Genomic DNA, 23,663 nt, shown 5'->3' with positions numbered 1-23,663 from the left:
CCATCTTATGATGGGCTCTACACGTATGCTCACTTAGACTGAACCGTTTTTCTCTAAAGTACTTATATGCGCTTATCATTTTCAACGTTTCAAAAAACTGTTTTGTTTGATTCACACATCATAAAAAGTGCTTTTTAAGCTTGGCTTGCCAAGTATTTACAGTGAAATTCTATGTGTTCTGCGATAAAACTCGCTATAAAATAATAGCTGTGATCATATCCATCTCTCATATTCAAAGAGATCGGATATTCTTTATCACGGCAAACATTTGCTAAGAGTTCAGGCTTTAATTGCGCTTCCAAAAAAGAATCTGCAGTTCCCTGATCAATTAAAATAGGTATCTTCACCGCACTTGATTTGATTAACTCAACGGCATCATAGTTAGACCATAAAGCCTGATCTGCACCAAGATAAGCGGTAAATGCTTTGTTACCCCAAGGCACTTGAGAAGGTGCAACAATTGGAGAGAAAGCAGAAATACTCTGATATATCTCAGGATTTCTTAACCCAATCACTAATGCCCCATGCCCACCAGCACTATGCCCCATAATGCTTTGCACTTTATTTGTCGGGAAATTACTCTCGATTAAAGTTCTTAGCTCATAGACAATATAGTCATACATTTTATAGTGTTCTGACCAAGGTACTTGAGTAGCATTGACATAAAAACCAGCACCCTGCCCCAAATCATAAGCCGCGTCGTCGGCAACACCATCACCACGTGGGCTTGTGTCAGGCGCAACAATAATTACCTGATGTTCAGCAGCATACTTTTGTGCTCCTGCTTTGGTGATAAAGTTTTGTTCATTGCAAGTCAATCCTGATAACCAGTATAAAACCGGTAATTTCTCACCTTCAACATGAGGCGGAATATAGATTGAGAAATTCATTAGACAGTTTAAGGTCGTTGACTGATGACGATACACTTCTTGCCATCCTGCAAATGAAGCGTGTCTTTCCATTATTTCCATAACCAATTACCCCTGTAGAGCTGCTTAATCGATGCTGCGCTGTAGCAAATATCGCCATGCACACAAAGCTTCTCGTGTGCATGGAAAAGATTGATTTAGAATAAAATTACTCGTAATGAATAACGGTACGAATAGATTTGCCTTCATGCATTAAATCAAATGCTTCATTGATTTGGTCCAAGCCCATGGTATGCGTTACAAAAGGTTCGAGTTGAATCTCGCCTTTCATTGCATCTTCTACCATTCCTGGAAGCTGAGAACGACCTTTCACTCCACCAAAGGCAGAGCCTAGCCATTTACGACCGGTTACGAGCTGGAACGGGCGGGTAGAGATTTCCTTGCCAGCACCTGCCACCCCAATAATCACGGACTGCCCCCAACCACGGTGTGCAGATTCAAGTGCCGAACGCATCACATTCACGTTACCAATACACTCAAATGAATGATCCACTCCCCAACCTGTCATTTCAACGATCACTTGCTCGATTGGTTTATCATAATCTTTAGGATTTAAGAAATCCGTTGCACCAAAGGTTTTTGCGAGTTCAAACTTTTCAGGATTCATGTCGACTACAATAATGCGCCCAGCCTTGGCTTGCCGTGCACCTTGTACCACTGCAAGGCCAATACCGCCTAAACCAAAGACTGCAACACTATCACCTTCTTGTACTTTAGCGGTGTTGTGTACCGCACCAATACCCGTTGTTACACCACAGCCCAGCAGGCATACCTGCTCATGATTGGCTTCAGGGTTAATTTTAGCCAAGGATACTTCTGCAACCACAGTATATTCACTAAAAGTTGAACATCCCATATAGTGGTAAATGGGTTGACCGTTATAAGAAAAGCGCGTTGTACCGTCTGGCATCAAACCTTTACCTTGCGTTTCACGAACAGCAATACAGAGGTTGGATTTTCCAGATTTACAGAATAGGCACTCGCCACATTCAGCAGTATAAAGTGGAATAACATGGTCACCAGGCTTGACGCTCGTCACACCTTCACCAACTTCCACAACAACGCCAGCACCTTCATGGCCTAAAATGACAGGGAAAACGCCTTCAGGATCATCACCAGATAAGGTGAAAGCGTCTGTATGACATACACCAGTATGGGAAATTTTAATTAATACTTCCCCTTTTTTCGGTGGTTCAACATCAACATCAATAATTTGAAGGGGTTCGCCAGGACCAAATGCGACGGCAGCACGTGACTTCATAGAATTTTTCCTTATACCAATCTATTTTAAATATGACTTTAGAATCTTTGCTATTTCAGCAAGTTCTTTGCTTCGTTGTTGTTCTGTCGTTTCACCAGATACCAGCGTGTCTTTTAAATGAACCTCTAGCATCTCATTCATTAGACCATTAATGGCACCACGTACAGAACATATTTGCTGCAGAATCGCGTGACATTCCACATTACTTTCTAGCGCTTTTTCGATCGCTTCAGCTTGACCTTTGATTCGCCTGACGCGTGTCAGAATCTTTTTTTTATCTTCAATTTCGTTTGGCATAAAAGTAACTCCTTAATGCGATAAATAGTATAGTACCCTATAGTATGGTGGTTGACAATAATCCCTAAGCAAATTAGTTGTTAATAGAAACCTATAATTGAAGAAACCTACATTTAATTTTGAGTTTTCTCAGCTTAAATACCATAAAAACCCATGCCATATTAATTTAATATTTAAAATAAATTCAACAACTTAGGTTGAAATATAAAGCTTGCCGTATCGAATAAAACTTTTTATGTAAATCTAACCACTTTATGGGTAATATTTCCTCAATACTGCTTATCACACTTCAATCATTCTTTATATTTTCAATTTACTTTGGTTACGTCCAACCCAATCATTCTTTATCAATTCGCTCTGCATCAGCTGCTTTTACTACAGTTTAATGCAAATGTTTCTACATATTCACCACTCACCAAAGTGTAGATGATAAAAAACCCGCATAAGCCTTAGGTCTGACTCATACAGGTTATTGTATTTTAAAGACTTATTTCCTAACCGATGCTTCAGTGGTAATTTTTACAGTGATCTTATCTCCAACATTTGGACGGTTTATTTTAATTTTATAAATCAATATGTTATATCTAATTGGTGCTTTTTTGGTGTAGATGGGTCGTTATCCATAATTAAAAACACCCTTATTACGACTATTTGGGTCTGACATCAAACCAACTTCAAACACCACTATGTCGTCATCTATTTTTATTTAGTTGACAAATCCTATTTTTAGCCATAAATCTTGGTTGACAGATTAGTAATTTAGCCAAAATTGAGCTTTGGGTCGCTTGTATTTGCACATGGTTTTATCACTGAAACCAGCTTAGTCAAAAATCTAGACAGTGCTGGTTTAGTGCTGATATAAAAATCGGAGATATTCTGGATAGGCTAATTATATCTATTTTTTAATTCTTGTTTCATACTCTCTAACGTATCGCAACTTCCGGATGCTTGCCAAGATTGAATAATCCCTTTTGCATTACTAACGAATAGTGTGTCACAGTACCGTGATACTGAACCCAGCATGGAATACTTATAATAAGTTCGCTCTCGGTAAGTGACATGGCGGCCACCATCAGCTCTATTGTATGTATTGGTTGGTCCACCCCAAGCTAAAACCAGATCATCAACACTTTTACCAACCCACGGGGCTCTATCAGCATTGAATTTTAATATTTTATGAGCTCTTTCCTTAAACTCACTCTGTGTTATTGGTTCTACTCTTTCATATTGCGCATAAGTTTGAGTCGTAGATAGGGATATTGCAAACATAAAAGCAAACCCAATTGAGTGAATCACCAAACCATTACGCATATAACTACCCTTTTCCATTCACTTTGTCCAAATAATCAATTATATTTCCCACTTTTATACTATCTAATTGAGTATATTTATGCAAAGAAAGAGCCCCTAGCTAAAAATCTAAAATAGAGTGGGTATTCGCTCTCACTCGAGGGCTTTCACAATAACACCATGTTTCATCTGACATTGGTTATATTGAATCACAGTGTCCACAGACCACAGCATTAAATCACTACCCAGTCCTCGCTCTAGTTCCTGCAAATCAGCATAAGATACAAGTAAATTATCTGGTATTTTTGGGGATGAGACTGTTGATTGCTGACACCCCGTCAGCATCAATACAGATGTTGCGATATACAGGCCTATCAATGATTTTTTGCACTTCTTTAATAACGACTTTATTTTTCACTCGCTGTTCTGATTTAAGTTTTTCATAGTCGGCACTGGCTTGGTTAGCCTTATCTTGTGCTTTGATTAACTCTCTCTTCTGATCATCATTTAGCTTTTGAATCTTTTGCTGACATCCAAAAATTGGTAAAAATAAGGACCGCAATTGCGATCCATGATTTGTATCTCCAAAGTGTGTAAAGGCGACCTCATCGTCTTGGCTCACCCCCATGTCCACCAAAATACATTTGCCCTAACTCAAACTGAGCACCCGCATCACCATTATTGGCAAGTTTTTAAGAAAGGCTAAATATCCCAGATATAAATCTCAATAAACGGCTTAATGTGAAAAATAAAATGGTGCCTTAAAGGTAAATGGAAATACAGTGCCTTGTTTAAACTTCGGCTTGACCTTAGCAGCCAGTGCCGCCCTTAAAATTTCTTGGTTTTTAAAAGTAACCCCGTTGCTGCTCAATATTTTGGCATCAACGACATTACCTTGGACATCGACTTGAAATTCAATTTCTGCAAAATAAAAATCTTGTCCAATCACATTGCGAAGATAATAGAAATCTTCTCGGCTAATTTCAGGTTTTGGTGACTGTATCCATTCAGGCTGATACCAATTTATTTCAAAGGATTCATCGGTGGGTGTAATGCCATTCTTCCCCATAATCATTCTATTTAAAAAATTAAATCCAGCATGAGCATGCGATAGCGACATTGCACCGAGGCAGACCGTCAATATTATTTTCCTTACTTGCATAACAACTCCCAATAATTGACGCCACCATAACAAAAAAATAGTCCCGAATCGGTGCTGATTGTATTATGTCTAAGATGTACACAGATCTGTACATATTTTTTACGACTCTAAATCGTCTTATTTTAAATTAACGTTATTAAAAGTGATTTAATTTGACTATTTAGGATTAAGCTCAATAATAATGACAAATTGAGTCACATATTATTAGACTTTAAAAACATTAAGGATTTTTGAATGACCCTGCCCATCATTATGTTCGATATGGACGGCACTCTCCTCGATCTAGCCTTTGACGATCTGATCTGGAACCAACAACTTCCAATTCGCCATGCACAAACGCACCAATGTACACTCGAGCAAAGCCAAAAAATCTTAGGCAGTTTTTATCAGCAGCACAAACATACCCTTGCTTGGTATTCATCCAAATATTGGACCGAAAAAGTCGGTGTTGATGTGCTGCAATTGCAGTATGATCATTGTGATCGAGTGAATACGCGTCCAGGCTGCATCGAACTTTTACAACAACTACAAGCCCAAGGCTATCGTTGTTGGCTCGTGACCAATGCAGATGTTGCAAGCCTAACGTTCAAACTCAAATTAATGAAGATTAAAGATTATTTTGAAGTGATCGTCAGCAGTGAACAATTGGCGCACGCCAAAGAGGAGCAAGCCTTTTGGCAGTTATTACAACAACAGCACCCTTTTAATCCTAATGAGGTTGTGTTCGTTGATGATACTGCTCCAGTATTAGATGCTGCCCAAAAATTTGGATTACAACATTTGGTCACGATTATTCAGCCCTCAAGCATACAGAAACCACGCGATGCTGCTGAATTAAATTACCCGAGTATTCAAGTACTCACAGAGCTGCTTCCCTATTTAAGCAAAATCAACTTATCCCCATCATCAACGAAGGAAGCCAATGTCAAAACAGCCTGAACAATGCCCCCTCGAATCCATGCGTGTCGATAAATGGTTGTGGGCTGCCCGATTCTTTAAAACACGCTCACTCTCTAAAGCAGCCATTGAAGGCGGTAAAGTGCATCACAATAGTGATCGAGTCAAAGTCTCCAGAGAGGTTCGTGTCGGGATGGAGTTAACCATCCAGCAAGGCTTTGATAAGAAAACTATTTTGATACTCGCACTGTCAAATAATCGCGGACCTGCACCGGTTGCACAACAACTTTATAGTGAAACTGAGGCGAGTATTGAGCGTCGTGAGTTGCTTTCCACCCAACGAAAGCTGCATAATTTAGCGCGCCCTGAACATCGCCCCAGTAAAAAAGATCGGCGTGATATCAGTAAGTTTAAACAACAAAATGATCAATCCTTTGAACAAAACTGGTCTCCTGATCATGACTAAGTTACTGCGACAAGCCTTGTCGCTGAACTAAAAATACAGATAGAATCGCTTGGGCTTTTCTGTCACTATAATTGCCGTGGACTTAAAGCATTAATGAAAGACATCCACTTATATATTGAATGAAATTAGATAGTCTTGAGGTTAGAAAGATGGATGAGAACAAAAGTAAAGCACTCACAGCTGCGCTCAGTCAAATTGAAAAACAATTTGGTAAAAATACAGTCATGCGCTTGGGTGATAATACCGTTCAAGCTGTTGAGGTGGTGTCAACAGGCTCTCTGACCTTAGATATTGCCTTAGGAATCGGTGGTTTACCTAAAGGCCGTATTGTTGAAATTTATGGTCCAGAATCTTCGGGTAAAACCACAATGACATTACAAGCCATTGCGCAATGTCAAAAAGCTGGCGGCACCTGTGCATTTATCGATGCAGAACATGCTTTAGATCCACAATACGCACGCAAACTGGGCGTTGATATCGACAATCTCTTGGTATCGCAGCCTGACCACGGTGAGCAAGCACTTGAAATTGCAGATATGCTGGTTCGTTCTGGTGCAGTTGACATGATCGTTGTCGACTCCGTTGCAGCCTTAACCCCACGCGCTGAGATTGAAGGCGAAATGGGTGATTCGCATATGGGCCTACAAGCACGCTTAATGAGCCAAGCCCTACGTAAAATTACGGGTAATGCCAAACGTTCAAATTGTATGGTGATCTTCATTAACCAAATTCGTATGAAAATTGGTGTGATGTTTGGTAGCCCAGAAACGACAACTGGTGGTAACGCACTAAAATTCTATGCTTCAGTCCGTTTAGATATTCGTCGTATTGGTCAAGTGAAAGAAGGCGATGAAATTGTTGGTTCTGAAACCCGCGTAAAAGTCGTTAAAAATAAAATGGCGCCTCCATTTAGAGAAGCACTGTTCCAAATCCTTTACGGCAAAGGCACCAATCAGCTTGGTGAATTGGTTGACCTTGCGGTACAGCAAGAACTGGTACAAAAAGCTGGTGCTTGGTACTCATATCAAGGAAGTAAAATCGGACAAGGTAAAAACAATGTGATTCGTCATTTAGAGGAACACACACAAATTGCTCAAGATCTTGACCGCATGATTCGTGAGAAATTATTAACCACGGCACAAGCTGAACCAGAAGATAAAAAAACTGAAGAACTTGACGAGGCATTAGACGCTTAATATTTTAAACCCGTTAATCGTCTATAAAAATAAACGCCAAGCTTGGCGTTTATTTTTGTTTATGATCTAAGAATTGTTGTTAAATATCTAACTTGACTCAGCTTCTAAAAGCCAATTACAGAAATTCAACCCGCACAACATCAATATCAGTTGCTCTATAGCGGTGTGTATCCACTTCACCAATCACACGAACTTTACTCCCTGGTTTGAGTTGAGCAGGGCCAGCGATATCATCATCAATCTCAACCACAATCGTACCGCTCTGGTCTTTCAGCTCATAATGTTCATGTTTAAGTTGACGTACAATTGTCCCAACAATCGTTACCGCGGTTTCATCTCTGGCTTTCGCAGCTTGAGCAACTGTGATGACATTGTTCGCTGCTGCCGCTATTACCCGTTGATCATCATCATGACCAGCCAAAACATGCGTGGAAACTGCTGTAAGTAGACCAACAATCAATAGTATTGGTTTAATTTTCATTTCTCATACCACTCCCACTTTGTGAAGTAAATAACAATAACCAATTTTAGTTGTGAAGTAAAACTTAATACAAGTAAAAAGCCAAACAATAAAAAACCGCCCACTGTTGTAGACGGTTTAATCAATTTAAATTTGACTAGACATTACATATTTAACAATGCGATTGTTAGACAGTTATTGCACTTCTTGAATATTAATCGGCTGATCTTTTTTAAACTCAACGATTCCCTCCCCTTTTTTAAAGTGAATTGAAACTCCTTCATCGTTAGCCATTTTAATACCACAATCGGTTATAATATCGAGTGTTCCCATTCAATAATTTCACTTGAATAAATCATGCACTGTTATATTTTATTGAGCAGATGATCAGCGATTATTTTGGGAGCATATCCTCTTATCTCGATCGTAAAAATAAAAGGTTGTGGCATGTCAGGCGCGAAATTCCCAAAGTACTTAGATTATGATCAGCTGGTGATGGCAACACAGTCACAACAAGATTCTGAGCTAAAACAGGAACAGCAGCCAGTCCGTCCTCACCCCCAGCTTCCAAGCGATTCGACTGAAACAGATTCAGAAATAACGCTCGACATTCCAGTTGGATTGACCGGAACCAAACTGCGCTCCTATGCTTTTGCAGTACTGACCCGCAAAGAATATTCAAAAATCGACCTAATTGAAAAGCTCATGCTTCGCGCACAAGATCGCAATGAAGTCATTGCCTTAGTAGATGAGTTCGCTGCTGCAAATTACCAAAGTGATGATCGAATGGCCGAAATGCTATTACGCAGTCAAGTGCGTAAAGGAAAAGGTCCTCAGCACATTAAACTTGCATTAAAAAGTAAAAGTTTAGATATCGAGCATTTAAAAGAAGACTTAAAAGAAATCGATTGGCTTGCACAAGCCTATGCTCTTAAAGTAAAAAAATTCGGTACTGACGTTGCCCAAGAACCTAAGGCCAAAGCCAAGCAGATTCGATTTTTACAATATCGGGGTTTTGATTTCGATGTCATTTTTAAAGCGATTGCACGAAAAAAATAAATCCACTGGACATATACGCTGATCATTCAATCACGATTCTAGCAAACACACTGAAGCGAAGATGCGAAGATGCGAAGATGCGAAGATGCGAAGATGCGAAGATGCGACAATATACTCAATAAATATCAAAAGTATAAATAAGTTAAATGAACAGGATTCGGTGGGATTGCTTAATCGCAAGACTGCGATAAAAAGGAAATGATTAATCTTATTATTGTAAAATTGGTGGCAACCCTATTAGCAAAATCTCGGCACATCATATATCTGCTACCGTTGCTACCTTCCGGTCCTGGCGGGGTTTACAGAATACAATTGCGAAACCACCAATAGGGTCACCATTACAGGATCAAAGTATAGCGATTTTTAAAATTGTTGCAATAAAGAAATTTGATTTAAAACAGATAAATCGCTCAACTGATTATTTGATCAGCGATCTGGGAATAATCCGCCTACATAATAAGCAAATCCTTGTTTTTGAGTTTTAAATAACGTATTCCCAGCCTGCTAGATAACACAAATATTTGAGAAGATTGTAAAACCATCTTGCAATTCAACTATGAGCCGTCTTTAATAACATATGATTTTCTGTGCTTATTTTCTAATAAATATTTAGCATAATATTGATTGGAAAAAAGTTTTAACAATACGGGTTTAATTTTATGCTCAAACAGCATCTGGCATTTTCTATCGCATTACTGAGTTCAGCAACCTTATACGCGATTCCAATTGAATCTCGCGAGCTTAGCCAACCAGGAAACTTTACGACCATCGAAAATAGTGCATCGCCTATTTCAGGGAATATGAACTGGGATTTAATGCAAAAGAATCAACAGTTAGAAAATCAAATTCGAGAACTACGCGGTAAAATAGAAGAGCAAGATCACCTGCTTGATCAAATGAATAAAGAACTCAATAGTCGTTATACCGACTTAGATCAACGTCTTGAGTTATTGCAACAGAAAATTGATCCTGAATCGCAGCACACTGATGAAGAAACATCGAATGAATCTGGTACGCCTGCCACAACCCCATCTGATAGCAATACAACCACTAACAGCGCCACTCCTGCCGCACCCAAAACCAACAACCCAGCAGCGGCAAACACCAATACCAGTAACGCAGTCGAACTAGAAAAAGCGGCCTACACAGTCGCTTTAGATGCCTATAAAAAAGGTGGTGCCAAACAAGCAATTGCACCGATGACCAACTTTATTAAAAGTTATCCAAACAGCGTCTACACAGGCAATGCTTATTTCTGGTTAGCTGAGTTTAATCTTGCAATTGATCCGCCGAATTACAACGAAGCCAAGAAAAACTATGAAACTGTCGCTGCAAAATTCCCCGATTCAGCCAAAGCGCCCCGCGCGCTGTATCAACTTTATAGCATTGCAAAAGATGTAAATAAAAATGCCGCTACAGCGAAAGTCTTTAAAGATAAACTATTAACGACCTATCCAAAGTCTGAAGAAGCAGGTTATTTCAAAAAATAACCTGCCATTCACCTCGAAGCAGATAAAATCGGTCAGTTAAAACATACTTAACCCCCAATACATCCTTCTCCTTTCGGCATAGGTATCTACACATCTTTTGATATGCTGTTTACAACCCAAAGTAATCCATCCCAACCTTCCTTTTTCTAAGGAAGGAGCGTTGTGTTGTAGTGGTCTAATAAAACTGGACACCCAATTAGGTGGTAGTCTAACCATACTAGAGGTGTCTAATGAAAAAACAACGTCGTGTATTTAGTGCAGAATTTAAGCTTGAAGCTGCTAGTTTAGTGCTGGATCAAGGTTATTCCATTCTTCAAGCTTGTCGATCCTTGGATGTGGGCGAAACTGCTCTTCGACGGTGGGTCGATCAACTGCAATTTGAGCGTACAGGAGAAACACCAACAATGAATGCGCTTACTCCTGAGCAGCAAAAAATTCAGGCTCTAGAAGCACGTATTCACCAGCTTGAACAGGAAAAATCAATTCTAAAAAAGGCTACTGCTCTCTTAATGTCAGACGAATTCAAACGTATGCGCTGATAGACCACCTGAGAGAGTTTAGTCCTGTTAATCTGGTCTGTCGTGCTTTTGGTATTTTACGTTCAAGCTATTACCGTCATCATTGCGTTAAAAAGCGCGTAAATCATAATCGCTTGCTATTAAAAGCACATGTGATTAAGGCATTCAAACAAAGCCGTGGTGCATTGGGTAGCCGAGGGATTCGAGATACTTTGCGTAATCAAAGTATTGGTATAGGACGCTATCTAGTGCGTAAGTTGATGCAGGAAGCTGGACTCATTTCGAAACAGCTTAAGACACACCGATACAAGAAGCTAGAAAGCGAACATCTGGATATTCCTAACGTCCTAAGTCGAGAGTTTAAACCAACCGAACCGAATAAAGTTTGGACCGGTGATATCACTTATATCTGGACAGGGAAAGGCTGGTCATATTTAGCCATAGTATTAGATTTATATGCTCGTAGAGTTGTTGGGTGGTCTTTCTCTAAAAGGCCAGATAAAGAATTAGTTATTCGAGCATTGGATGAAGCATGGCATCGTAGAGGAAAGCCAAGCGGAGTTATATTTCATAGTGATCAAGGGAGCCAATACAATAGTATTTTGTTTAGGCAGAAACTTGATCTTTATCAAATAGATCAAAGTATGTCGCGCAAAGGAAACTGTTGGGATAATACACCAACAGAAAGATTATTTAGAAGCTTGAAAACCGAGTGGATTCCACGATTGGGATATCACTCGATTATTGAGGCAAAGATGGATATAGGTCTGTACCTCATGAACTATTACAACCAAATTAGACCACATCAGTTTAATGGTGGTATTAGTCCTGAGGCAGCAGAAAATAAACTTAAAACTGTGTCCAGTATTTGTTGACCACTACATGTAGCCTATACTTGGCTTTGAATTCCCCGAAAAGTCCCCCTCTTTGGAAAAGAGGGGTTAGGGGAGATTGGGCATTTCTGAAATTCAATGAAATTTGCATTCAGCCCTAAATTCCAAATCTAAAGAGGACTTAAATACCTTGTATTAAGCTCAAATAGATTACATATTTCGACTAAATACATTTCTTAAATATTTGTGTAGATACCTATGCCTTTCGGGGAGAAGCTTGAGATGAGCAGCAATCCACTCAAATCCAGCTTAATCGACAACTACGCCCACATTACCCGCATCCTTTCTTATCAACCTATCAATCACAGCGAATTGACTGAAAATCTTAGCGCGTCTTTTCGGGTCAATATTGGCTTTATTTAAATCTCCCTGATAATGCCGATAAACCAATGGATCCATAATATAAAACCAAAGTGATGGAATTAATGCCGGCAACAACATACTGGCATAACCACTGGGTAATTGGGGCGCCTCATCAAAATGTCTTAATGCCTGAAATGCTCTGTTTGGAAATGCATGATGATCTGAATGGCGCTGTAACTGGTAAAGAAATAAATTGGTCACGATATTATTATTGTTCCAACTATGCTGCGGCATCATTCGTTCATATTGGCCATTGTCCTTTCTCTGACGCAACAAACCATAGTGCTCAATATAATTAATCAACTCAAATAAACTCAGCCCATAAAATGCCTGTGTCGCTAAATACGGCATGATTCCCCTACCAAACTGAGCCAACATGGTTAAATGAAAAACGCTCGCCATGCCCCAGCCCAGTAGCAATTCATTCTCTTTAGACCAAAAGCTTTTGGCTTTACGTTGCAGCCGATGTGTTTCAATTGCGATTGCTGATTTTAACGAACCCAATACAGTTCGCGGCCAAAACTGATAGTAACTCTCCCCCATTCTTGATGAGGCTGGATCTTCCGGTGTCCCTGCACGTTTATGATGCCCATATGGGTGTTCAATCCGGAAATGGTTATATCCCGTTGGAATAAGCGCTAAATGCGATAACAGATGATTAAGACGGTCTGGTTTATGACTGAGTTCATGCGCTGTATTAATCGCAATCCCATTAATCGCCCCCATGCTGATTCCCAATAATATTTTATCAAGCAATGAAGTGGTTTTTTGACTCACAATATAACCAGCATAAATATTTGCTGCGTATTGCAGTGGAATAAAAGCTTTTACCAGCCTTGCATAATATGGATCCTGTTCTAACAGTTTAATCTGAGTTGCTGTGGGATTATTTTGATCTTGACCCACGATATGGTCAACAACAGGAATGATCACGTGCAATAGAATTGGGCCTGTCAGCGCCCACGCTTTTTTGAATGGTCGAGGTGCAAACTGATAGCCAACTAAGGTTACAATCCCAATCAAAGGCAATGCTGGGCTAATCAGCCATAAATAGCGCTTTTTATCCAAAGCCAAGCCAGTAGACTGATCTGGTGGTGCAGTCAATTGAGTATTTGATGCATTCATTCGAACCGAAGCATTCATTACAGTCACCTTCCTTATGTGCTTTATTACACATATCTTCAGCGATATTGGCCTGTAAAAATACTATGCAGCGTCCAGAAAAACATACGCTACGTCTTTGGCACATTCTGCATTGTTTACGTCCTAAAACAACAAGCATAACCAGTATCACCGGCTTAATATGGCCACATAATTCGATTTTAAAAATACCATGGATGCACTCAGTCAGATTCTTAATGACATACATCTCAACCAAGCCGAATATTTTTATCTCAACACACATGGCGATTGGGCTTTCACTGTTGAAAAAAAACATGCTGTGATTGCCTATATCGTGCTTTCAGGCGAAATATTTATTCAGCTCGAACCACAAACCCTTATCTTTGCACAAACAGGTGATGTCATTCTTTTACCCGCTGGATCAGCACATCGTTGTAGCGCCTCATCTGTGCAACAACCACTTATTGAAACCCTCGATTTCACAGAATATTTTGATAAAACCCCACAGCAGAGCATCGATATCGGAACAACAGCCACCACACATAATCAATTGATGGCAATCCATTCACAACTGGATAGCCTAATGGCAAAACCGCTGTTAGACAGCCTCCCAACTTATATTTATCTACAAAGCCTTGCTAACCATCGCACACCTGAGTGGCTGCAAATCGGGCTATCTTTTTTGGCACTCGAAACACAGCAGACCAGACCCGGTCGGGATAAGATTATCGACCATCTGATTAGCATTTTATTTATTGAATGTATTCGAGATCACATACTACACCTAGACGATACACAGAGCTGGTTGCGTGCTTTAAGCCACCCTCAACTTTCACAGGCGCTAACAGCCATCCACGGCAAGCCTGGCTTCGCTTGGACTGTCGAGCTATTGGCACACCAGTGCCACATGTCACGCTCCAAATTTGCCAGTGAGTTCCATCAACTCCTTGGAACGACACCACTCGCCTACTTACAGCAACACCGTATGAATTTGGCCTGTCAACTCCTCCGAGCTGGTCAGCGATCCATCCAGCAAATTGCACAGCAACTCGGATATAGCTCAGACGTTACATTCAGTCAGCGTTTTAAAAAGCAGTTAAATATCAGTCCAAAACGCTATCAAAAACTGTTTTTTGCAGCAATACAGCCGCAATCAACTTAGTCATCCAAGCAACATAGGTGGTATCCCAAACGCAATCTTACAAACAAAAAAAAGACACCGAAGTGTCTTTTTCCTTAATTTCAATTCGATTCAGATGAAATTATTTGATTTTCGCTTTGGCTTTTAAATACTCAGTGTAATCACCCAATAATTGCTCGCCTCTTTGCTGCTGATACAATTTGGTTAACTCTGAGATTTGTGCCGCTTCAACCGCATCCTGTGGGGGTTTTACCACACTTGCAACAGCAACAATCACTAACTCATTTGGTAATGCAGCCGTATTCACTGACCACATACCTGCTTTCGGTGCCATCAAACTAAATGCTGCTTGTTCAACTTTACGCTTAAGCCCTTGTGAGCGAGTAAATTCACCCGCATGTTCAAATTTAAGCGCATGCTTTGCCAATACCTGTTGTGCAGGAAGCTTTTTAAAATCATCTAACACACTATTGATTTTAGCTTTCGCTGCATCAAATGCTTTTTGCTCGATTAACTGGGTTTTGACTTTAGCACTCACCTGATTCAAGGGTTGTACTGCAGCTGGATGATAGGCACGTACTTTCACCCACACCACATCACCATTCGCCAATGCAAGATTACTACTTGCATTTTGATCACCCGCTCTAACCGCCTCATTGAAAATTTTAATTTTCACATTCGGATCAGATAACACTGGGTGCTGAGTAGATAACATCAGTGATTTTACACTTTGCACCTGTGTTGCTTTAACTTCTTGCGAAACCACATCTAAAGCATCGTTATCCGATACAGTCGTGTTTAGACGATTCACTGTATCAATAAACAGGTTTTCAGATTTAGTTTTAGCAAGTTCGGCACTCAATCTTGCTCTTTCAGCATCAAATGCAGGAATCGGCTCAGAAATCGCCTTGGTTTCAATCAAATGATAACCAAAGGTGGTTTTAACTGGCGCGGATACTTGGCCTTTATTGGCAGCAACTGTCTTATCGAAGTCTTCACCAAACGTTCCAGCAGAATAACTTAATACCCCACCTTTGTTTTTAGAAGTCGTGTCATCTGAATATTGTGCTGCAGCTTGTGCAAAAGACTCACCCGCTTTAATTTTAGCAAAAACTTCATCTGCAAGCTTCTTGGCCTCTGCATCGGTACGGCTGCTATCAACACTGATTAAGATATGCTTAACTTCTTGCTGAAATTCAGTTTTACGCTTTGCAACAAATTGGTTATACGCCTGTTGAAGCTCTTCATCTGTAACAGCCGCTGGTGTCTGATCCAACATACTTGGACTCAACACCACATAATCAACATCAAACAACTCTGGTTGCTTAAACTGATTTTGATGACTGTTGTAGTAATTACTAATATCTTGATCCGATACTTTTACGCTGGCTTTATAACTGTCTAAATTGATACTCGACAAATATAAATCACGCTTTTCTGTACGCAGATTTTGAATTTGATCAACATCTTGCTTACTGACTAAAGCATTCAACGCAATACTTGATCTCAAAATATTTAAAGCAAAATCTTGGCGTAAGCTCTGGATTAACCCTTGGCTGGTTAAGCCTTCTCGTTTTAAATAATTGTCGTATAGTGTTTTAGAGAATTTTCCATTTTCTTTAAACGCTTCCTGTTGAGCAAGCATTTGTTTAATTTGATCATCACTTAACGTGATACCCAATTTTTCAGCTTGCTGAATTAATAGGTTACGAGCAATTAAACTTTCAAGTGCGGCATTTTCAATAAAAGGAAGATTTAATAAGGTTTCATCCCCATTGGTATATTTTAAATACTGGGTTTTAAAAGCATTAGTTTGATTATCAAGATCTTTTTTTAAAATCACCTCACCATTTACAGTCTTAGCTGCATCTGCTGGTAGCCCCCCACTGAAATAGCCCTCCATGCCAACAAAGGCAAAAAGCACCAAAATAACAGTGAGTAGGAGTTTACCAAGCCAACCCTTTATGAGATTACGAAAAGATTCCATAGGTATTCCAATATTTTATTCCGTGGGGATTCTAACCGATATTCGAAAGTGAAAGAATGAGCAAAAAATTATAATTTCAAATAATGTAAAAAAAACGCGCCGAACTGGCGCGTTTTTATAAAATCTGAGCTTAAGCTACAGAATCTTTCAAGCCTTTTCCTGCTTTGAAACTAGGCACTTTGCTTGCTTTAATTTGCAATTCTTCGCCAGTCTTAGGATTACGCCCAGTACGTGCTGCACGGTCTTTAACGCTAAAAGTACCAAAACCAACTAAGGTTACTGTGTCCCCTTTTTTCAACGCTTCACCAATTGAAGCAATAGTCGCGTCCAATGCTTTACCTGCATCAGTCTTAGACAATCCCCCTTTTTCTGCAATAGCGTCAATTAATTCTGATTTATTCATGAAGATTAAGTCCTCTTATATCGTTTGTTTAAGATTCAAGGCTTGTAGTTCGAAAGGCCATGACGACTTTATAGCAATGCTTTGGGGGGAAACGCAAGACCAGACCCACTGTTTTCACAAAAATAAATCACATAAAACGGTAAAAGTGGCATTTATTGCTTAACTTAGATTGTTTTTATGCAGCTTATCGTGCAATTGTTTGTTTTCTTCGCTGAGCAAATCAACCTTTTGATGTAGCTGTAAAATCAAACTTTCTAAGTACTGTAAATCCTTGGTTGTCACTAAGCCAATTCGATGTAATGAATGATGAACCCCCAAGTCCAATATTTTCTCTACTTTGTCTTTCTTATCACTTAATCCTGCTCGTTTCTGCTCCGCAGTTTTAGCCATCAATGTTTCACTGCCTTGTTCACTTGAAGATTCTAACTCCTCTCCAACTTTCACCAATGCATCAAATAATTTATTACCTTCTTCTTCAGCACGTGAAAAAGCCCCCAAACCTGCCAACCAAATTTGTTTGGTATATTTTCTAAAATCTAAAGACGATCTCCGTGATGAAGATAGCGAAGACTTTGTTTTTCCTTGACTTGAACCAGACGTTGATCGCGCTTTTTGTTGTTCTGAAAAATCGTCTTTTTCTTGATCCATCACGAAGTTCTCCTTCTCGTATGTGAAAGTTATAGCCTAAATATCTGTAAAATGCTGCTACAATATCGAATAAAATGCTTGAACCTTTTATAAATCTGTTCTAAAAAGCAAAATGATTATTGAGATGATTTTACTAAAATAGTTCATCTCTGTTTTTTTGAGATCGAATCATCAAACACACGTTTAAGGATATTTTATGAATGAGTCGCAACATCAACAGGCTCACACGCGTTGGTTGCTAAACATTTTGATGATTATATTAGAAACAATATATTCCTTCATCTTAAAACATGATCGTATGGTCCGACTACAAGCTCAAAAATTTATCGATCAAAAGATAACTATAAAAATAAATAGTTACATCCCCTATTTCGATTTTTATGTCCAATTTACGGACAAGGGTATGTTATTTGATCTTAGTCCCCCCATACAAGCGATTGATCTAACCATTAATAGCACGCTATTTGATTTGGTTCGTATTTTTGTCTTTGGCAACAAACGCAGTATTCGACGCCTACGTTTTGAGGGAGATCGCGGCCTAAAAGATGCATTTCAGGTACTCATTGTTCACTTAACTGCACCAAAGTTACTCTCAGACTGGAAGCAATGGCTTACACAGCCAACAGATGATCAAGACAGTAGCGCCTCAAAACAAAGAATCGCACCTCTACTTGAGAAAATTGATAACCAACGCGCTAAAATTGATAGCCTTTATGTAGAAGTAAAACAGTATCAGAACCGTGTTCGTCGTCTCGAAAAAAAGCAAAAACACTTAAAAATTCTGTTATGGATTATTTCGTTATTATTCGTGGGATTTATTATGTATAATTACTGGTAATTAAACGCCGACATCCGCTATTTATCCCAATATAAAAGCCTTTCGGCCCACTTATAAAATTAAACCAACTTATTTAGTAGGAATTCAGATAAAATACTTGACTATTTTAGTCGGGATTCATACACTTTAGCTAATTCGTCTTCATTGTGTGTAAGCTCATGCGCTTAACAACTCGCGGTCGCTATGCAGTGACTGCACTACTCGACCTAGCTTTGCAGCATACTGAGCAAACGATAACGCTTGCTGAGATCGCCACAAGACAAACCATATCCGTCGCTTATCTTGAACAACTCTTTGCCAAGCTAAAACGTCATGGTCTCGTGTCTAGTGTTCGTGGTGCAAATGGTGGTTACCACCTTGCTCGTCCTGCTGATCAAATTACAGTGCTCGAAATTATCGAAGCTGTAAACGAAACTGTTGATGCAACACGCTGCGACCACAAAGGCAACTGTCAAAATGGTGCAATGTGTTTAACGCACGACTTATGGCAAGAACTCTCCCTCCATATTGCTGATTACTTAGTGAAAATCACACTTGCTGATCTTGTAGCTCGTGACAACGTACAAACCGTTGCACTACGCCAAAACTCACCATCTCTTGATTCAGCTTTCTTATCGGCTACAGGTATCTGACATGAAACGTCCAATTTATCTTGATTACGCAGCAACAACTCCTGTCGATCCGCAAGTTGCAGAACGCATGATGGAATGCTTAACCTTTGACGGTGTCTTTGGTAATGCTGCATCACGCTCGCACTTCTACGGTTGGCAAGCTGAAGAAAAAATTGAATATGCCCGCGAACAAGTTGCCAATCTGATCAAAGCAGATCCGCGTGAAATCGTTTGGACCTCTGGTGCAACCGAATCAGATAACTTAGCACTTAAAGGGATTGCCCATTTTTATCAAAGCCGCGGCAAACATATTATTACCAGTAAAATCGAACATAAAGCCATTTTAGATCCATGTCGCGAGTTGGAAGCTGAAGGTTTTGAAATCACCTATTTAGAGCCAGAACCAAAAACTGGCATCATTACCCCTGACATGGTAAAAGCAGCGTTACGTCCAGACACCATTTTAGTTTCATTAATGATGGTCAACAACGAACTTGGCACCATTACTGATGTTGCTGCAATTGGCGAATTAACACGCGAAAACAAAACATTCTTCCATGTTGATGCTGCGCAAGCTGCAGGTAAAGTCGAAATCGACCTTTCAACCATGAAAGTCGATTTGATGAGTTTTTCTGCACATAAAGCTTATGGCCCTAAAGGCATGGGTGCACTCTACGTCCGTCGTACACCACGTGTTCGCTTAAAAGCACAAATTCATGGTGGTGGTCATGAGCGCGGTATGCGTTCTGGCACATTGGCAACACATCAAATTGTAGGTATGGGTGAAGCTTTTGAATTGGCTGGCAAAAACTTAGTAGCTGAACAAACACGCTTACGCGTCCTTCGTGACAAATTATGGAATGGCTTACAAGATTTAGAGCAAATCTTTTTAAATGGCCATCAAACGCAAAGCGTTTCGAACTATTTAAATGTCAGCTTTAACTTTGTTGAAGGTGAGTCCTTGATGATGGCATTAAAAGACGTTGCGGTTTCTTCGGGATCTGCATGTACCTCTGCCACACTTGAACCATCTTATGTACTGCGCGCACTTGGCTTATCTGATGAGTTGGCACACAGCTCAATTCGCTTTAGCTTTGGTACTTATACCACTGAAGCAGATATCGACCATGTTCTTACAGTCACGAAAGCGGCTGTTCAGAAATTACGTGAACTTTCTCCACTTTGGGATATGTACCAAGACGGAGTGGATTTAGCCTCAGTTGAGTGGGCTGAACATTAATTTATCCGAGACATCCTATTGAATCCTCTTAAGATGTCTCCATATCTAATCTAATCTAGGCTGACCCCGAGGTTTGGAGAAGCATCATGGCTTATAGTGAAAAAGTAATAGATCATTACGAAAATCCGCGTAATGTTGGTATTTTAGACAAAAATGCTGAAAACGTTGGTACAGGTATGGTCGGCGCACCAGCTTGTGGTGATGTTATGCGTTTGCAAATTCAAGTTGATGACAATGGCATCATTGAAGAAGCACGTTTCAAAACTTATGGTTGTGGCTCTGCAATTGCATCAAGCTCTTTGGTCACCGAGTGGCTCAAAGGCAAAACCCTTGATCAAGCACAAGCAATCAAAAATATCGATATTGCAACAGAACTTGCATTACCACCTGTTAAAGTCCATTGTTCAGTTCTGGCTGAAGATGCGATTAAAGCTGCTGTACAAGACTACCGCAGTAAAAAAGCGAAAGTTTAATTCTTACATCCTTGTGACATTGGAGTTTTCATGATTAACCTCACAAAAGATGCTGCAACTCATATCAGCAATTACATCAAAAATCGCGGTAAGGGTGAAGGTATCCGGGTTGGAGTGAAGACTTCAGGTTGTTCCGGCTTGGCCTATGTGCTTGAATTTGTCGATGATGTAGATACACATGATCAAATGTTTGAGCAGTTTGGCGTTAAAGTATTTGTTGATCCTAAAAGCCTCGTCTATTTAGATGGTATGCAAATGGACTATGTGAAAAATGGATTAAACGAAGGTTTTGAATTTAACAACCCAAACAAGAAAGGCGAATGTGGCTGCGGTGAATCGTTCACCATCTAAGCTCAAAACCTCTTTCTTCAGTACAGTAAAACAGTGTTCACACTGTTTTACTTGTATTATTTAGCTTGGAACTTAAACCCAATGAATCACTTTGCATTATTTGATCTCCCCCCTGAACTCGATATTGATTTAGCAATCTTAAAAGCCAATTTTTTAAAATTGCAACAACAATATCACCCAGACAAGGCCACAGATAAAAATCAAGCCATGATTAAATCAAGTGAGATTAATCAAGCGTTTAAGATTTTATCTCAAGTCGATAGTCGTGCTGGATACTTGCTTTCCTTACGTAAAGAAGATCACCATCTCGATCAATCGATCAGTGACTTTGAGTTTTTACAGTCTGCACTTGAAATACGCGAACAACTCGATGAAGCCGCAACCACTGAACAATTACACTCGTTGAAACATGAAGTTCAACAGTGGATTGATAGCTTAGTGCGCGAATTCAAAATTGATTTTGATGATGAAGATTGGGCAGAAGCACGTGACACTGTCCGTAAATTACGTTTCTTTCAGAAAGTAATGAACGATATAGATAAAGCGGAAGATCGCCTATTGGATGATGAAGATTTTAGCTTAGATGATGATTTTTAAGCCAAATCAAATATCGTTCAAGTTTTAAATTCCAGTTAGAAATATTCTAGTTTTAATGTTTTTGTTTTTCGTTATCGAATAGTTAGTTGAGGATGTAACAGCATGGCACTCTTGCAAATTGCAGAACCAGGACAATCAAGTGCGCCACACGAACACCGTATTGCCATTGGCATTGATTTAGGCACCACACACTCTTTGGTGGCCACGGTACTTTCAGGCAAAGCTAAAGTTCTGAGTGATGAACAAGGTCGTGTGTTACTCCCTTCCCTTGTACACTATGGCGTAGATTCAACTGCTTATGGTGATGCAGCCAAAGAGTTTTCAACACGCGACCCACAAAATACCATTATTTCAATCAAACGCTTTATGGGGCGTTCACAAGCAGATATTAAATTTCAACATCCTTATCATTTGATTGGTGATGAAAAGCAAATGCCTGCTTTTGAAACTGCTCAAGGTCGTAAAACACCCATTGAGATTTCCGCAGACATTCTGACCCAGCTTAAGCTTCGTGCAGAAGCCAGTCTACAAAATCCAATTAATGGTGCCGTGATTACTGTACCTGCCTATTTTGATGAAGCTCAACGCCAAGCAACACGTGATGCAGCGCAACTTGCTGGTCTCAATGTATTACGCTTACTCAATGAGCCTACAGCAGCCGCTGTCGCCTATGGTCTAGACCAAGACACCCAATTAGCTACAGATCGCAACTACGTGATTTATGATCTCGGTGGTGGGACATTCGATGTTTCCATTCTGCGTTTTAGCCAAGGCGTGTTTGAAGTTCTTGCAACAGGTGGCCATACCGCGCTTGGCGGTGATGATCTTGATCGTCTATTGATCAAATGGGCAAAAAAACAATTGGCCATTGATACACTAAGCGATATTGATTATGCACACTTTATTGTTGCTGCTCGTCAAGCCAAAGAGGCCTTGTCCAATGCAGAACGTGTTGAATTAACACTACTAGATCAACGCCTAGTTTTAGACCGCCCAACATTCGAATCGATTATTCAAATTGCATTAGATAAAACGATTAGTGTCTGTAAACGTGTACTTAGAGATGCAAAATTAAGTTTAGATGATATTGAAAGTGTTGTTTTGGTCGGTGGTTCTACTCGCTCTTATGCCGTACAAAAGCTTGTTCGCGAGGTCTTCCAACAAGAACCTTTGTGCACCATTAACCCCGATGAAGTGGTTGCGATTGGCGCGGCAATTACCGCCAATCAACTGATTGGCAATCAAACTGATGGTTCACTGCTATTAGATGTCACACCGCTATCACTAGGTATAGAAACCATGGGTGGCCTTGTAGAACGCTTAATCTCACGCAACACTGCAATTCCTGTTGCACGTCGCCAAGAATTTACCACGTATCAAGATGGTCAAAGTGCCATGCTCATTCATGTGGTACAAGGTGAGCGCGATTTGGTTGAACATTGCCGCAGTTTGGGTCGCTTTGTATTGCGTGGCATTCCAGCCATGGTGGCAGGTCAAGCACGTATTGAAGTCACTTACCAAGTCGATGCTGATGGCTTATTAACAGTTGCTGCCCGCGAAACCACATCTGGTGTTCATGCCCAGATTGACATCAAACCGTCTTTTGGTATTTCTGATACAGATACTGAGCGTTTATTGCTTGACGGCTTTGAATTTGCTGAACAAGATAAGCTACTCCGCCACTTAAATGAAGTAAAAGTTGAAGCGAAGCGTGAACTTGAAGCACTTGAGCAAGCTCTTAAAGTCGATATCGAATTACTTAGCGCTGAACAACGAATGGCTTTACAACAAGCGCAAGCGCAGCTTTCAATTCAACTGGAATCAAGCGATGTTGTTGCAATTGAAAATGCCGTTGAACAGCTTAAAATACACAGCGATGCCTTTGCAGCAGCACGCATGAATCAACATATTGATCATGCACTTAAAGGCACCAAACTTGATGATTGGTCAAACTCAAACGAATAGATAGGT

26 protein-coding genes and 1 other RNA gene are annotated in these 23,663 nt (G+C 40.0%); 14 read left to right on the top strand and 13 right to left on the bottom strand.

Annotated features, from left to right (window positions below; genetic code table 11):
* Positions 1-134 precede the first annotated feature (134 nt).
* From fghA to FD716_RS07970, 6 genes are all read right to left on the bottom strand, one after another.
* The gene (gene fghA / locus FD716_RS08000) at positions 135-971 is read right to left on the bottom strand and encodes an S-formylglutathione hydrolase (RefSeq protein ID WP_139851807.1); all 837 of its coding nucleotides are present in this window, start codon (positions 969-971) and stop codon (positions 135-137) included.
* Between the two features lie 106 nt (positions 972-1,077).
* Positions 1,078-2,190, bottom strand: coding sequence for an S-(hydroxymethyl)glutathione dehydrogenase/class III alcohol dehydrogenase (locus FD716_RS07995; RefSeq protein WP_139851806.1), 1,113 nt, complete (start codon positions 2,188-2,190; stop codon positions 1,078-1,080).
* A gap of 21 nt (positions 2,191-2,211) precedes the next feature.
* A complete protein-coding gene (locus FD716_RS07990; RefSeq protein WP_139851805.1) occupies positions 2,212-2,487 on the bottom strand; it encodes a metal/formaldehyde-sensitive transcriptional repressor in 276 nt (91 codons plus the stop codon).
* Between the two features lie 885 nt (positions 2,488-3,372).
* On the bottom strand, positions 3,373-3,816 hold the full coding sequence (locus tag FD716_RS07985; protein WP_139851804.1) for a hypothetical protein: 444 nt from the start codon (positions 3,814-3,816) through the stop codon (positions 3,373-3,375).
* A gap of 253 nt (positions 3,817-4,069) precedes the next feature.
* Positions 4,070-4,399, bottom strand: a complete 330-nt coding sequence (locus FD716_RS07975; protein WP_228714926.1) for a hypothetical protein — start codon at positions 4,397-4,399, stop codon at positions 4,070-4,072.
* Between the two features lie 114 nt (positions 4,400-4,513).
* A complete protein-coding gene (locus FD716_RS07970) occupies positions 4,514-4,939 on the bottom strand; it encodes an energy transducer TonB family protein (protein ID WP_139851802.1) in 426 nt (141 codons plus the stop codon).
* Between the two features lie 234 nt (positions 4,940-5,173).
* Here FD716_RS07970 and FD716_RS07965 point away from each other — a divergent pair, with 234 nt between their 5' ends.
* The 3 genes from FD716_RS07965 to recA all read left to right on the top strand — a co-directional run bounded on the left by FD716_RS07965 (position 5,174) and on the right by recA (position 7,498).
* Positions 5,174-5,878, top strand: a complete 705-nt coding sequence (locus FD716_RS07965) for an HAD-IA family hydrolase (protein WP_139851801.1) — start codon at positions 5,174-5,176, stop codon at positions 5,876-5,878.
* Complete coding sequence (locus tag FD716_RS07960) at positions 5,862-6,302, top strand: RNA-binding S4 domain-containing protein (protein ID WP_139851800.1); 441 nt, start codon at positions 5,862-5,864, stop codon at positions 6,300-6,302. Before FD716_RS07965 ends, FD716_RS07960 begins: the two co-directional genes overlap by 17 nt.
* Positions 6,303-6,451: 149 nt before the next feature.
* Complete coding sequence (gene recA / locus FD716_RS07955) at positions 6,452-7,498, top strand: recombinase RecA (protein ID WP_139851799.1); 1,047 nt, start codon at positions 6,452-6,454, stop codon at positions 7,496-7,498.
* Between the two features lie 115 nt (positions 7,499-7,613).
* On the opposite strand, the gene FD716_RS07950 is transcribed toward recA, so the two are convergent.
* Positions 7,614-7,979: a NirD/YgiW/YdeI family stress tolerance protein gene (locus tag FD716_RS07950; RefSeq protein WP_139851798.1), complete on the bottom strand. Its 366-nt coding sequence runs from the start codon at positions 7,977-7,979 to the stop codon at positions 7,614-7,616.
* A gap of 174 nt (positions 7,980-8,153) precedes the next feature.
* Positions 8,154-8,291 (bottom strand): hypothetical protein, encoded by a 138-nt coding sequence (locus FD716_RS18865; protein ID WP_171476964.1) that lies wholly within the window; start codon positions 8,289-8,291, stop codon positions 8,154-8,156.
* Between the two features lie 114 nt (positions 8,292-8,405).
* Here FD716_RS18865 and FD716_RS07945 point away from each other — a divergent pair, with 114 nt between their 5' ends.
* Positions 8,406-9,017, top strand: coding sequence for a regulatory protein RecX (locus FD716_RS07945; protein ID WP_139851797.1), 612 nt, complete (start codon positions 8,406-8,408; stop codon positions 9,015-9,017).
* A gap of 232 nt (positions 9,018-9,249) precedes the next feature.
* Here FD716_RS07945 and ffs read toward each other — a convergent pair.
* Positions 9,250-9,346, bottom strand: an RNA gene (gene ffs, locus FD716_RS07940) — signal recognition particle sRNA small type.
* Positions 9,347-9,676: 330 nt separating this feature from the next.
* On the opposite strand from ffs, the gene FD716_RS07935 reads away from it, so the two are divergent.
* Together FD716_RS07935 and FD716_RS07930 are read left to right on the top strand one after the other, a co-directional pair.
* Positions 9,677-10,507 (top strand): YbgF trimerization domain-containing protein, encoded by an 831-nt coding sequence (locus tag FD716_RS07935; RefSeq protein WP_139851796.1) that lies wholly within the window; start codon positions 9,677-9,679, stop codon positions 10,505-10,507.
* Positions 10,508-10,737: 230 nt separating this feature from the next.
* Positions 10,738-11,900 (top strand): IS3 family transposase gene (locus FD716_RS07930; protein WP_139851795.1). Its coding sequence is split into 2 segments (ribosomal slippage): positions 10,738-10,993 and positions 10,993-11,900, totalling 1,164 coding nucleotides; the frame shifts between segments, so codons are not numbered across the junction.
* A 267-nt stretch (positions 11,901-12,167) separates the two neighbouring features.
* On the opposite strand, the gene FD716_RS07925 is transcribed toward FD716_RS07930, so the two are convergent.
* Positions 12,168-13,406: an alkane 1-monooxygenase gene (locus FD716_RS07925; protein ID WP_228714989.1), complete on the bottom strand. Its 1,239-nt coding sequence runs from the start codon at positions 13,404-13,406 to the stop codon at positions 12,168-12,170.
* A gap of 208 nt (positions 13,407-13,614) precedes the next feature.
* On the opposite strand from FD716_RS07925, the gene FD716_RS07920 reads away from it, so the two are divergent.
* Positions 13,615-14,565 (top strand): AraC family transcriptional regulator, encoded by a 951-nt coding sequence (locus tag FD716_RS07920; protein ID WP_139851793.1) that lies wholly within the window; start codon positions 13,615-13,617, stop codon positions 14,563-14,565.
* Positions 14,566-14,665: 100 nt separating this feature from the next.
* Here the strand turns inward: FD716_RS07920 and FD716_RS07915 are convergent, their stop codons facing one another.
* From FD716_RS07915 to FD716_RS07905, 3 genes are all read right to left on the bottom strand, one after another.
* On the bottom strand, positions 14,666-16,531 hold the full coding sequence (locus tag FD716_RS07915; protein ID WP_139851792.1) for a SurA N-terminal domain-containing protein: 1,866 nt from the start codon (positions 16,529-16,531) through the stop codon (positions 14,666-14,668).
* 130 nt (positions 16,532-16,661) lie between these two features.
* On the bottom strand, positions 16,662-16,934 hold the full coding sequence (locus tag FD716_RS07910; protein WP_067659107.1) for an HU family DNA-binding protein: 273 nt from the start codon (positions 16,932-16,934) through the stop codon (positions 16,662-16,664).
* A gap of 159 nt (positions 16,935-17,093) precedes the next feature.
* Positions 17,094-17,582 carry a phasin family protein gene (locus tag FD716_RS07905; protein ID WP_139853640.1) on the bottom strand — a complete coding sequence of 163 codons (489 nt, stop codon included), beginning with the start codon at positions 17,580-17,582 and terminating at the stop codon, positions 17,094-17,096.
* A 196-nt stretch (positions 17,583-17,778) separates the two neighbouring features.
* On the opposite strand from FD716_RS07905, the gene FD716_RS07900 reads away from it, so the two are divergent.
* The 7 genes from FD716_RS07900 to hscA all read left to right on the top strand — a co-directional run bounded on the left by FD716_RS07900 (position 17,779) and on the right by hscA (position 23,657).
* A complete protein-coding gene (locus FD716_RS07900; protein WP_139851791.1) occupies positions 17,779-18,420 on the top strand; it encodes a hypothetical protein in 642 nt (213 codons plus the stop codon).
* A gap of 158 nt (positions 18,421-18,578) precedes the next feature.
* Positions 18,579-19,052: an Rrf2 family transcriptional regulator gene (locus tag FD716_RS07895; RefSeq protein WP_139851790.1), complete on the top strand. Its 474-nt coding sequence runs from the start codon at positions 18,579-18,581 to the stop codon at positions 19,050-19,052.
* 1 nt (position 19,053) lies between these two features.
* A complete protein-coding gene (locus FD716_RS07890; protein ID WP_139851789.1) occupies positions 19,054-20,271 on the top strand; it encodes an IscS subfamily cysteine desulfurase in 1,218 nt (405 codons plus the stop codon).
* Between the two features lie 86 nt (positions 20,272-20,357).
* Complete coding sequence (gene iscU / locus FD716_RS07885; protein ID WP_139851788.1) at positions 20,358-20,744, top strand: Fe-S cluster assembly scaffold IscU; 387 nt, start codon at positions 20,358-20,360, stop codon at positions 20,742-20,744.
* A gap of 30 nt (positions 20,745-20,774) precedes the next feature.
* A complete protein-coding gene (iscA, locus tag FD716_RS07880) occupies positions 20,775-21,095 on the top strand; it encodes an iron-sulfur cluster assembly protein IscA (RefSeq protein ID WP_139851787.1) in 321 nt (106 codons plus the stop codon).
* Between the two features lie 81 nt (positions 21,096-21,176).
* Positions 21,177-21,692, top strand: coding sequence for a Fe-S protein assembly co-chaperone HscB (hscB, locus tag FD716_RS07875; protein ID WP_139851786.1), 516 nt, complete (start codon positions 21,177-21,179; stop codon positions 21,690-21,692).
* 102 nt (positions 21,693-21,794) lie between these two features.
* Positions 21,795-23,657 carry a Fe-S protein assembly chaperone HscA gene (gene hscA / locus FD716_RS07870; RefSeq protein WP_139851785.1) on the top strand — a complete coding sequence of 621 codons (1,863 nt, stop codon included), beginning with the start codon at positions 21,795-21,797 and terminating at the stop codon, positions 23,655-23,657.
* The last annotated feature ends 6 nt before the right edge of the window (positions 23,658-23,663 follow it).

Source organism: Acinetobacter pullicarnis, assembly GCF_006352475.1.
Classification (GTDB): Bacteria; Pseudomonadota; Gammaproteobacteria; order Pseudomonadales; family Moraxellaceae; genus Acinetobacter; species Acinetobacter pullicarnis.
The sequence above is the reverse complement of the archived record's forward strand: the minus strand, read 5'-3'. Positions and strand labels throughout refer to the sequence as shown.